General features: G+C 74.5%; 11 protein-coding genes. 6 read left to right on the forward strand and 5 right to left on the reverse strand.

Translation table 11 applies throughout. The features are described 5' to 3' along the window. Positions 1 to 266 precede the first annotated feature (266 nt). Positions 267 to 767: an SsgA family sporulation/cell division regulator gene (locus AB0J08_RS17235; RefSeq protein WP_360633898.1), complete on the forward strand. Its 501-nt coding sequence runs from the start codon at positions 267 to 269 to the stop codon at positions 765 to 767. On the opposite strand, the gene AB0J08_RS17240 is transcribed toward AB0J08_RS17235, so the two are convergent. After that, entirely contained in the window at positions 719 to 2,218 is a 1,500-nt protein-coding gene (locus AB0J08_RS17240; RefSeq protein WP_360633901.1) for a GAF domain-containing protein, read from the reverse strand. The two genes, AB0J08_RS17235 and AB0J08_RS17240, sit on opposite strands and share 49 nt — an antisense overlap. Positions 2,219 to 2,877: 659 nt before the next feature. Here AB0J08_RS17240 and AB0J08_RS17245 point away from each other — a divergent pair. The 4 genes from AB0J08_RS17245 to AB0J08_RS17260 all read left to right on the forward strand — a co-directional run bounded on the left by AB0J08_RS17245 (position 2,878) and on the right by AB0J08_RS17260 (position 6,335). Then, positions 2,878 to 3,510, forward strand: a complete 633-nt coding sequence (locus AB0J08_RS17245; RefSeq protein WP_360633964.1) for a DedA family protein — start codon at positions 2,878 to 2,880, stop codon at positions 3,508 to 3,510. Continuing rightward, positions 3,507 to 4,178 (forward strand): phosphatase PAP2 family protein, encoded by a 672-nt coding sequence (locus tag AB0J08_RS17250; protein ID WP_360633904.1) that lies wholly within the window; start codon positions 3,507 to 3,509, stop codon positions 4,176 to 4,178. Before AB0J08_RS17245 ends, AB0J08_RS17250 begins: the two co-directional genes overlap by 4 nt. 343 nt (positions 4,179 to 4,521) lie before the next feature. After that, positions 4,522 to 5,643 (forward strand): TIGR03364 family FAD-dependent oxidoreductase, encoded by a 1,122-nt coding sequence (locus AB0J08_RS17255; protein WP_360633907.1) that lies wholly within the window; start codon positions 4,522 to 4,524, stop codon positions 5,641 to 5,643. Positions 5,644 to 5,654: 11 nt separating this feature from the next. After that, the gene (locus AB0J08_RS17260) at positions 5,655 to 6,335 is read left to right on the forward strand and encodes a phosphonatase-like hydrolase (protein ID WP_360633910.1); all 681 of its coding nucleotides are present in this window, start codon (positions 5,655 to 5,657) and stop codon (positions 6,333 to 6,335) included. An 89-nt stretch (positions 6,336 to 6,424) separates the two neighbouring features. On the opposite strand, the gene AB0J08_RS17265 is transcribed toward AB0J08_RS17260, so the two are convergent. The 3 genes from AB0J08_RS17265 to AB0J08_RS17275 all read right to left on the reverse strand — a co-directional run bounded on the left by AB0J08_RS17265 (position 6,425) and on the right by AB0J08_RS17275 (position 8,696). Then, on the reverse strand, positions 6,425 to 7,219 hold the full coding sequence (locus AB0J08_RS17265; RefSeq protein ID WP_360633913.1) for a hypothetical protein: 795 nt from the start codon (positions 7,217 to 7,219) through the stop codon (positions 6,425 to 6,427). Between the two features lie 45 nt (positions 7,220 to 7,264). After that, positions 7,265 to 7,771, reverse strand: a complete 507-nt coding sequence (locus AB0J08_RS17270; protein ID WP_360633916.1) for a SigE family RNA polymerase sigma factor — start codon at positions 7,769 to 7,771, stop codon at positions 7,265 to 7,267. Positions 7,772 to 8,045: 274 nt separating this feature from the next. Then, positions 8,046 to 8,696: an HAD family hydrolase gene (locus tag AB0J08_RS17275; protein ID WP_360633919.1), complete on the reverse strand. Its 651-nt coding sequence runs from the start codon at positions 8,694 to 8,696 to the stop codon at positions 8,046 to 8,048. A gap of 132 nt (positions 8,697 to 8,828) precedes the next feature. Between AB0J08_RS17275 and AB0J08_RS17280 the strand changes: the two genes are divergently transcribed. Next, positions 8,829 to 9,428, forward strand: coding sequence for a hypothetical protein (locus tag AB0J08_RS17280; RefSeq protein WP_360633922.1), 600 nt, complete (start codon positions 8,829 to 8,831; stop codon positions 9,426 to 9,428). A 90-nt stretch (positions 9,429 to 9,518) separates the two neighbouring features. Here the strand turns inward: AB0J08_RS17280 and AB0J08_RS17285 are convergent. After that, positions 9,519 to 10,625 (reverse strand): alkaline phosphatase family protein (locus AB0J08_RS17285; protein ID WP_360633925.1); only part of this gene is annotated, 1,107 nt, incomplete at its 5' end.

Raw genomic sequence — 10,625 nt, forward strand, 5'->3', positions numbered from 1 at the left:
CGGGTCCGCCGGTGGACGCGCGCGGGCCCGCGCCGGCAGGGGGACGAGCGTACCAGTGGGCGCCCAGGCCCTGGCCAGCCCTCGGGCGGGATCGATCAACTCCGTGGACGGCCTTTCCCTGAACGGAAGTTGACGGTCCGTCTGATAAGACGGGTAAGGACCCACCGGTGGGCACGGGGATTATTGCAACCTCCTTGCAACCCTTGCCGGTCCGGCCGGTGGTGCCGCAGGGTGGGGGCATCCCACGCCGTCCCGGAGAGCCCGTCATGCCGTCCGACCCGCTGTCAGCACCCTCCAGTGCCCCTCTCGCCGCCACCCCCACGGGCGGCGAAGAGGCAGGCTCCACCGCCGCTCCGGCGGCGGTGGAGGAGGTGCTGACGCTGCGGATCTCACTGGGCGAGGAAGTGGTCGGTGAGGTGCGGACGCGGTTCCGGTTCGACGCCGAGCGTCCGTACGAGGTGCTGCTGACGTTCCATCTGGGCCGGCCGGACGAGGCCGATTGGGTGTTCTCGCGTGATCTGCTGCGCGACGGCCTGCGCTCGCTGAGCGGCCAGGGCGACGTCAAGCTGTGGCCGGCCTACTGTCCGTGCCACGGCTCGACGTTGCACCTGGCGCTCGAATCCCCCCACGGCAGTGCACTGCTGGAGGTCTCCAAGCCCAGGGTGCAGGCGTGGCTGGACCGGACGTACGCGCTGGTCTCCGAGGAGGCCGAGCACGCCTACGGCCCGACCGACGCCCACCTGTCCGCCTTGCTGACCGGCGGCTGACGCGAGGGTGCCGCGGTGACGTCGTCGCCCGGGGTGCGCGGCCCCGGCAGCGGGGAGTCGCCCGGCAGCCGGACGGCGCCGCTGGCCAGGCCCGCCCGCAGCCGGCGCACGGCCGGCGCGGAGGAGACCGGCAGCAGGTCGTACGGGTCGTCCGGACCGTCGACGGTGACCAGCACCGACTCGGCGAACCGGTACGGCCGGTGGGCCAGCAGACCCCCCAGGTAGCGGCGCAGCCGGGACAGTTCGGCCCGCACGGTCACCGTCCGCGCCGGGTCGCCGAAGAGCGCGTCGGCGAGCTGCGCCGCGCTGTGCCCGGATCGCTCGGTGGCGAGCAGCAGCAGCAGTTCGGCGTGGCGCGGGCTGAGCGCGTGCGACCAACTGCCGGCGGCGCCGCGCACCGACAGCTCGGGGCGCTCCGGACGGCGCAGGTCGAGCCGGAGCCGGGCCCCCTCGGCCTGCTCGGCGGTCACCGCGGTGGCGCCCTCCCCGGCCCGCTCGCCGTCCGGCGGTCGGACCGGCCGGACCAGCCAACCGTCGGCGAGCGGCTCGATGACGCACTCGCCGAGGCTGGGCAGCCAGTGCACGGCGGCCGAGCTCCAGCCCTCGGCGGGCAGCCGCAGCCGGGCGGGCGGCGGCAGGCCGGCCGCGCAGGCGATCCAGCCGGCGGCGTCGACCACCAGGGCCGGGCCGTTCACCCGGGCCAGCAGCGGGGCGGCCAGGGTGCGCAGGTGGTGCAGCGACTCCAGGCGGCGGGCCCGCAGCTCGGCCTCGGCGAGCCGGGCGGCGGTGGCGGTCAGTTGCAGCAGGTACGGCCGGACGTTGCCGGCCGGGCCGCTGAGGTTGATGGCGCCGACCAGCCGGCCGGTGCCCGGGTCGTGCACGGGCGCGGCGACGCAGGTCCAGGAGTGGTGGCTGCGCAGGTAGTGCTCGGCGGAGTGGACCTGCATCGGTCGCTGGGCGCGCAGGGCGGCGGCGATGCCGTTGGTGCCGACGCTCTCCTCGACCCAGCGGGCGCCGGTGAGGAAGCCGATCCGGTCGGCGCTGCGGCGCAGGGCGCGCTCGCCCTCCTGCCAGAGGATGTGGCCATCGGCGTCGGCGATGGCGAGGATCAGCGGGACGTGGTCGGCCGGCTCCAGCAGGGTGTCGCGCAGCACCGGCAGCAGGACGTCCAGGCCGCTGGCGCGGCGGCGGTGCTCGATCTCGGCGGGGCCGAGGTGGACGGTGGCGGCGCCGGTGTCCGGGTCCAGGCCGAGGCGGCGCAGGCGGGCCCAGGAGTCGCCGATCTCGGGGCGGGGCCCGGACGCCGGCTGCTCGGGGTCGGTCGGGTCGGCCTCCCTGGTCGGGCCGCGGGTGACCGGTTCGGTCAGGGCGCGGTCGTGGATCCTGGCCAGCTCCGCCGCGGTCGGAGTTCGGCGCTCGGGCCGTCGGGTCTGCCGTCCGGTCTGCCGCACTCGGTTTGCTCCTCGCCGCCGATCGAGGGCGCGTCGGGGCCGACGCGCTGACGAAAGAGTACGGGGGCTGCCCGGTCCTGGGGATGGGGTCTGCCAACTGGGGCCGATGAGCAGTATCAGAGTGGACATGCCAACAAGCTATGGGTGTCCTGACGCCGGGAATCGGCCGGGCGTCGCCCGGGCCGTCGGCCCGGGCGACGCCCAGGGCGGGCGGTGGTCGCGGCAGGCGGTCCGGCGGGGCGCGGCAGGGTGTGGGCGCGGCGGTGGACGGCGTGGAGGGCGTGGACGGCGTGGAGGGGGTGCGCGAGGGCGCGCGAAGGGCTGGACCGCCGGGCGCCCTGGGTGCGCACTCGGCGCATGGAGGCGCACGGGGGGCGCATGTCCGCATGCTGGTCACCGGTGCGCGGTTTCGGCCGGGCGCCGCTGGGCCCGGGGCGGGGATCGCGGGGCGCCCGGTCCGAGTGCTCCTCGGGTCCGTGCCCACGCCCGTCTACAGTCGTGTAGACCGTCTACGTCACCGCAGGCGGTCGAGGGCGTGCTGTGCAGAAGTCGCCCCCCGACGTACGGGAGGTCCGCCAGCCTTGCTCCAGTCGTCCGCCGCCCCCGCCGTTCACGCGGTCGCCACCGTTCACGCCGCCCCCGCCGTTCACGCGGTCGCCGTGAACCTGCTGGACGCCTCGTCGCTGCTCGCGGCCTTCGGAGCGCTCGGCGTCGCCGTGGTGCTCTTCGCCGAGACCGGGCTGCTCGTCGGGTTCTTCCTGCCCGGCGACTCGCTGCTGTTCACCGCCGGCCTGCTCTGCGTCCCCGGCGCGACCGAGGGGCCGCAGCTGGAGCTCTACCAGGTGCTGCCGGCCGCCCTGGCCGGTGCGCTGATCGGTGCCCAGGTAGGTTTCCTGATCGGCCGGCGCGGCGGTCGCGCGCTGTTGCAGCGGTCCGAGAGCAAGAGCCTGCGGCACGGTGTCCAGCGGGCCGAGGAACTGCTCGCCAGGTACGGGTACGGCAAGGCGATCGTGCTCGGGCGGTTCATCCCGGTGGTCCGGACGGTGCTCAACCCACTCTGCGGCGTGCTGGAGGTGCCGGTCCGCACCTTCACCCTCTGGCAGGTGGTGGGCGGCGTGGTCTGGACCGTGGGGGTGGTGATGGCCGGATACGCGCTCGGCTCGTCGGTACCTGATATCGACCGGTACCTGCTTCCCATCATCGGTCTGGTAGTACTTGTCTCCGTGATTCCGATTGTTCTTGAATTGTTCCGAGCCCGGAGGGCCCGGCGTCACGGTGGTGACGCCCGGTGACGCCCTCCCGCGCGCTGGCCGTCTACGACGGCAGCGGTATCGACGGCGGCCTCTACGCCCGGGTGGTCGGGTGGGCGGACGCCGCGCCGCACTGGCTCGACCAGGTGATCAAGGTCTGGTCCGCGCTGGGGCTCGGCCTGTTCGCCGTCCTCATGCTCTGGGCCTGGTGGCGGGCGCGCGGTGCGGGCTCGACCGCGATGGCCCGAGTGCTGGCCTCGCCGCTGGTCGTGATCGTCGCCTACGCCGTCAACTCCGGGTTCAAGAGCGTGGTGGAGGAGGTCCGGCCGTGCGTCCAGCTGGGGATGCGCGGCACGCTGGAGGCCTGCCCGGGCGCCGGCGACTGGTCCTTTCCGAGCAACCACACGGTGATCGCCTTCGCCGCCGCGACGGCGCTCTGGTTCGCCGACCGGCGACTGGGCGCGGTCGCCGTGGTGGCCGCCGTGCTGATGGGCGCCTCCCGGGTCTGGGTCGGCGTGCACTACCCGCACGACGTGCTGGTCGGCGCGCTGGTCGGTGTCCTGGTGGCGGTCCCGCTCGCGCTGGCCGCCGGACGGGCCGCACCGCTCGTGGACCGGGCGCGCGACGGTGCGCTGCGGCCGCTGCTGGGCGCGGGAGCCGTCGCGCCGGCGGCCGGTGGCCGGCCGTCGCTGGAGGCGCAGCGGCGCTGAGTTCCGTGATCTGCCCGGACCTTGCGCGGCTCGGCCGGCCGGGGTGGCAGTGGCAGTGGTAGGGAGAGCATGTGAGCCGGGCGTGGGGCCCTTCGGACGGGCCCCCGCCCGGCTCGGTCGTGAGCGCGCGACCCGGCACGGCCGTCACCTCGCCGATCAGGCCCGGGCAGCGGCGCCGCCGTCTCCGTGTCACCACCGTCTTCGTGCCGCCACCGGTCTTCGGCGCCCCGGCCGGCTCGGGTGGGCCGGGCGGACCAGGTTGGCTGTACAACTTTTCGGTCGGTTCACCTGTGCGCCGCTGTTCGGACTCCCCTCGGCCACCTCGCCGCACCAGCCTGGCCGCATGAGAGTCATCGTCGTAGGAGCAGGCGTGCTCGGCACCATGCACGCCTGGCAGGCCGTGGAACGCGGTCACGAGGTCGTCCACCTGGAGCGCGAGGCGGAGGCGCGCGGCGCCTCCGTGCGCAACTTCGGTCTCGTCTGGGTCAGTGGCCGGGCCGCGGGCGAGGAGCTGGACACCGCGCTCCGGGCCCGCGAACTGTGGGAGCGGATCGGCGCGAAGGTCCCCGACCTCGGCTTCCGGGCCAACGGCTCGCTCACCGCGATCCGCACCGAGGCCGAGCTCGCCGTCGCCGAGCAGGCGCTGACCCTGCCCGACGCGGCCGCGCGAGGCTACCGGCTGCTCGACGCGGCCGAGACGCGGGCCGCCAACCCGGCACTGCGCGGCAAGCTGCTCGGCGCGCTGTGGTGCGAGCGGGACGCCGCCGTCGAGCCGCGCACCGCCCAGCCCGCGCTGCGCGCCGCGCTGCTCGCCGGCGGCCGGTACACCTTCCTCCCCGGGCGCGAGGTCCGCGAGGTGATCGGCGAGAACGCCGTCCGTGACGACCACGGCGACGTCCACACCGGTGACCTGGTCATCCTCTGCACCGGCGCCTGGCTGGGCGGCCTGGTGCGCGAGCTGGCGCCCGAGCTGCCGGTCCGCAGGGTGCGGCTGCAGATGATGCAGACCGACCCGCTCGGCGAGGAGCTCACCACCTCGGTCGCCGACGGCGACAGCTTCCGCTACTACCCCGCCTTCGCCGGCGGCGCGCTGGACCGGCTGAAGGCCGCGCAGCCGCAGCCGCCGGTGGCCGCCGAGCACAAGATGCAGCTGCTGATGGTCCAGCGCAAGGACGGCGGCCTCACCATCGGCGACACCCACGAGTACGACCAGCCGTTCGGCTTCGACGTCGTCGAGGACCCGTACGACCACCTGGTCGGGGTGGCCGGGGAACTGCTCGGCCGACCGCTGCCCCGGGTGCGCCGCCGCTGGGCCGGGGTGTACGCGCAGTGCGTGGACACCACCCGGGTCGTCCACCGGGAGCGGGTCCGGGACGCCGTCTGGCTGGTCACCGGCCCCGGCGGCCGCGGGATGACCTGCTCTCCGGCCATCGCCGAAACCACCGCCGAACTCACCAATCTCTAGGGGTAGTTGACATGTCGATTGATATCCGTCTCGTCGTGCTCGACATGGCCGGCACCACGGTGGCCGACGACGGCCTGGTCGAACGGGCCTTCCAGGCCGCCGCCGGCTCGCTCGGCGTCGAGGCCGGCAGCACCGAGCACGCGCGCATGCTGGAGCACGTCCGGGCCACCATGGGTGAGTCCAAGATCTCCGTCTTCCGCCACCTGTTCGGCGCGGAGGAGAAGGCGCAGACCGCCAACGCCGCCTTCGAGGCCGCGTACCACGACCTCGTCGACGCGGGCCACTGCGCCGCACTGCCGGGCGCGGCCGAGGCGATCGCCGAACTCCGGGGCCAGGGCCGGAAGGTGGTCCTCACCACCGGCTTCTCCCGGGCCACCCAGGACCGCATCCTGGCCGCGCTCGGGTGGGAGTCGATCGCCGACCTCACCCTCTGCCCGGCCGAGGCCGGCCGCGGCCGCCCGTACCCGGACCTGGCGCTCGCCGCCCTGCTGCGCACCGGGACGGAGTCGGTCCGGCAGATCGCCGTCGCCGGGGACACCGGCTACGACATGCTGACCGGTACCCGGGCGGGTGCCTCGGTGGTGGCCGGCGTGCTGACCGGCGCCCACGACGAGGCGCGCCTGCGGGCGGACGGGGCGACGCACGTCCTGACGTCGATCGCCGAACTGCCCGGCCTGCTCGCGCAGGGCTGAGCGGACACCGGCCGGGCCGTTGCCGCGGTGGCGGGCTCGGAGGGAGGTCGGACGGCCGACCTCCTCTCCGGGCCCGGCCGTCCCGCCGCTCAGCGGTCCCAGTGCGGGCTGAGCGCGATGGCCTGCAACTGGTCGATGGTCAACGGGGGTTCGGCGCGCGTGACGGTGGCGGTCGGGTTGTCGTACGGCACGACGTCGGTGTTGAACTCGCTCACCTCGACGCGCCGGCCGTTCGGACGCATCGCGCTCACGTTCCAGGACAGCTGTCCACCCGCCAGCGTGCTCTTGTTGGCCTTCACGACCGTGCCATCCGCGAGGACGTCGCAGAAGAGGGGCTTCGTCGGCTGTGCGCAGGTGAGGTCGTGCAGGTCGGTGTCCAGGACGCTCACGCTGACGGCGGCGCGGCCCTTCCCGTCGTCGTAGGCCACGAACCCCTGGGGCGAGCCGCTCCCGTCGGACGTCACGATGATCCGGCCGTCGACGAAGGAACCCCTGCTGGCGATCCGCGTCGTCGTGCCCGGGGGCAGGAACGCGGCGAGCTGGGCCGACACCGGGCCCGAGCGCGGGCCGCCGGCGGGCGGGCTCGCGGACGGGAGCCTGGTCGGGGTGGACGTACCCGTCGGCGTCGGGCCGACCGTCGGGGCCGGGGTGACGGCCGTCGGCGGGGCCGGTGCCGCCAGGAGCGGGAGCTGCGTGGCCCCCAGTACGGCGGCGCCGGCGACGGCGGCGGCGACCGCGCCGATCTGGGCCCGGCGGACGAGGCGCAGACGGCGGCCACGGGCGGTCGCGCGGAGGACGAGGTCGGTGCGGTGCGGGCCGAACGCGTCGGAGGTGTGCTGCATCGCGTCGTGCAGACTCCGGCCGGACTGCTGATCGGGGCTCACGGTGCTCTCCTTTCGAGGGGCGGGGATGCCGGGGCTCCGGCCCGATCAGATGCGTTCGAGGTCGGCGAGCAGGTCGTCGCCGAGGACGGCCCTGAGCTTCTGCAGGGCCCGCAGGCTGCGGGTGCGGACGGTGCCCGCGCCGATCTTCAGCATCTGCGCGGTCTCCTCGACCGGGCGGTCCTCCCAGTACCGCAGCACCAGCACGGCCCGGTCCTTCGGCGCGAGCCGGGCGAGGCCGTCCAGCAGGGTCAGCCGCAGGTCCGGGTCGCCGGTGCCGGCCGCCGCGCCCTCCGGCAGGCGGTCGACCGGGCGCTCGTGCGCGCTGCGCCGGCGCCGGTACGAGGTGAAGGTGCGGACCAGCACGGTGTGGGCGTACGCGACCGGCGCCTGGGTGCGGTCGATCCTGCGCCAGGACCGGTACATCTTGGCGAGGGTCTCCTGGACGAGGTCCTCGGCCAGGTGACGGTCGCCGGTGAGCAGGCACGCCGTGCGGAAGAGCTGGTCGCTGCGGGCATGGGCGAACTCCAGGAAGTCCGCGGGTGTGTCCCCCACCGATAGGTCCCTTCTCGATCTGATGTCACCCGTATGCACGCGCCGGGACCTGGCGCGCGTTACAGGGTTTCCGACATCCGTCCTGAACGTTCGGCCGCGGCGGGGCGCCGTCGGCGACCGCGGCCCCGCCGTGCTCGCGCCTCACCGGGTGGAGACGCCCGGCGAAGCGGTGGTCGCCGGGGCGGGCGCGCCTGCCCGCGAGCGGAGTTCGTGTCCGCCCAGCGGGGCCCGGGCGCCGGCCGTCAGCGGGCGCCGGCCAGGGCCCCGGCCGGGCTCAGCGGGCGCCGAGGAGCGCGGGCAGTTCGCGCATGTCGTGGAAGACGACGGTGCCGGGACCGGCCAGGCGCTCGGCGGAGGTGAGACCGCCGGCGTACCCGAAGGCGCGCATGCCGGCCGCGCGGGCGGCCTCGACACCCGGGCGACTGTCCTCGACCACGGCACAGACGGCCGGGTCCACGCCCGACCGGCGGGCGGCGTGCAGGAAGAGGTCCGGGGCGGGCTTGCCGCGGTCCACCTCGGTGGCGCTGTAGATCCGGCCCGCGAAGTGCTCGTAGAGGCCGGTACGGCCGAGGGTGTGGCGCATCTTCTCGTGCGAGCCGCTGGAGGCGACGCAGGTCGGCAGGGTGAGGGCGGCCAGCGCCTCGGGGAGCCCGTCGACCGGGGCCAGCCCGGCGTCCACCTCCTCGGCGTGCCGCCGCACGAACTCCTCCGACCAGCGTGCCGCCGTCTGCTCGCCGAGCCGGGCGGAGACCTGCTCGTGGATCGACGCCTCGGAGCGTCCGATGAAGCGCTCGATCACCTCCGCCTCGGTCAGCGTCCAGCCGAACTCCGCGCCCAGGGCGACCTGGACGCGGGCCGCGATGCGTTCGCTGTCGACCAGTACGCCGTCGCAGTCGAATATCACCAGTTCTATCCGTTCGGTCATGTCCGCAGGATAGGAGCGCCCCGCCCGCCGGGGGCCACCGGGCCCCGCCCGCTCGCCGGCTGAGCCGCAGTCAGGGGTGGGAGGGCGGAGCCGAATTTTGCGAGGTGATCCACAACGGTGAGACGCTGCGCCGTGACATCGAACCAAAAGGGCCGGCTCATCGGCGCCATATTCGGACTCGTCTTCGTCCTGGTGAATGCCGGGGCCCTGCCCCCGGCCGTCGGCATCCCCCTGCGCGTGCTCGCCATCGCCACGTTCATGGGACTGTTCACCGCCCTGCGCCGGGTCCGCGTGTCCCGCACGGGCGGCGACGGTTCCGCGCCCAGGACCTTCGGTCGGGGCTACCGCCTCGTGGTGGCCGCCGAGGTGGTGGCCGGTCTGGCGGGCATCGTCGTCATCAACGACCTGCTGCACACGCCGCAGGCCCCGGGCGCCTGGATCACCCTGGTCGTCGGTCTGCACTTCTTCGGCCTCGCGGTCGTCTGGCGGATGCCGGCGATCCACCGGCTGGCCGCGGCGATGTCCGTCTGCGGCGCGGCGGGCCTCGTCCTGGCCGCCTGCGGCGCCTCCGCCGCCGTCATCGCGGTGGTCGCGGGGATCGCTCCGGGCGCCCTGCTGCTCGGCGCCGTCTGGTCGAGCATCCGCGCCGAGCGGGAGCCCGAGTCCGAGCGTGAGCCCGAGTCCAAGTCCACGTCGGAGCGTGAGCCCGAGCGTCACGGCACGCCGGCCTGATCCGCGGGACCTCCGGGGAGGGCAGCCTCCCACCCGGCGCGGGAGTGGGACGTCGGGCGGGCCGACGTCCCACTCCCGCTGTGCGCGGGCTCAGTGCAGGGTGCCCGCGTAGCGCTGGGTGAAGCGGGTGCCGGTGGGGGCGGTGACGACGACGTCGTAGCGGGAGCGGTCGAGGGGGTAGGAGATCGTGGTGCCGGCCCCCGGGGCGACCCGGACGGTCTGGACGGTGCCCGCGAAGTCGTTGGGGGTGAGGGTGAAGGTGATCGCGGTCATGCCGGCGTTGGCCAGGCGGACGGTGAGTGCGGTGGCGCCCGGGGTGGCGGTGACCACGGGCACGGCGACGTCGTCCTGGTCGGCGCGGACGACGGTGCCGGCGAAGCGGCGGACGAAGCCGTCGGGGCCGTGGACGGTGAAGTCGTAGCGGCCGTCGGTGGCGGCGGCGTCCCAGGTGTAGCCGCGGGTGGCGCCGGGGGCCACGGTGAAGGGCGTCCCGGCGAAGGCGTACACGATGTTGGGGTAGACGGTGTAGGGGAAGGCGACCGTGCCGTCGTTGCTCAGGGTGCAGGTGATCAGGCCGGTGGTGCGGTCGACGGTGATGTCGGCCCAGGGCTGGTAGGGCAGGTGGCGGTGGGGGCGTTCGCCGGGTTCCTGGAGGGGCATGGACTGGGTGCCGGTGGCGGGCAGGGCGACGCCGGGGAGTTTGGCGGCCGCGTCGGATGCGGCCATCAGGGCGATGGTGTCGGGCAGTTGCGGGATCGAGTAGTCGGGGGCGGTGAAGTCGAAGCAGCTGGTGAGGTCACCGCAGACCGCCCGGCGCCAGGCGGAGATGTTGGGCTCGGCGACCCCGGTGACCCGCTCCATGAACCGCAGGACGGACGTGTGGTCGAAGACCTGGGAGTTGACCCAGCCGCCGCGTGACCACGGCGAGGCGACCCACAGCGGCACCCGGTTGCCCAGACCGATCGCGCGGCCCTGGGTGAACTCCTCCGGAGTGCCGGCCTCGGGCGTGGGCGGCACCATGTGGTCGAAGTAGCCGTCGTTCTCGTCGTACATGACGAGGAAGACGGTGTGCTGCCACACGGCGGGGTTGGACATCAGCGATCGCAGCGCCTGGTCGACCCAGTGCGCGCCGTAGGCCGGGCCGGCACTGGGGTGTTCGGAGAACAGGTACGGCGCGACCAGCCAGGAGATCGTCGG

Origin of the sequence: Kitasatospora sp. NPDC050463 (assembly GCF_040655255.1) — a bacterium.
Taxonomy (GTDB): domain Bacteria; phylum Actinomycetota; class Actinomycetes; order Streptomycetales; family Streptomycetaceae; genus Kitasatospora.

Excerpts from the sequence above, each read along its gene's own strand:
- AB0J08_RS17255 (WP_360633907.1), top strand. The coding sequence starts at position 4,522 with ATGAGAGTCATCGTCGTAGGAGCAGGCGTGCTCGGCACCATGCACGCC.
- AB0J08_RS17260 (WP_360633910.1), top strand. The coding sequence starts at position 5,655 with ATGTCGATTGATATCCGTCTCGTCGTGCTCGACATGGCCGGCACCACG.
- AB0J08_RS17235 (WP_360633898.1), top strand. The coding sequence starts at position 267 with ATGCCGTCCGACCCGCTGTCAGCACCCTCCAGTGCCCCTCTCGCCGCC.
- AB0J08_RS17275 (WP_360633919.1), bottom strand. The coding sequence starts at position 8,696 with ATGACCGAACGGATAGAACTGGTGATATTCGACTGCGACGGCGTACTG.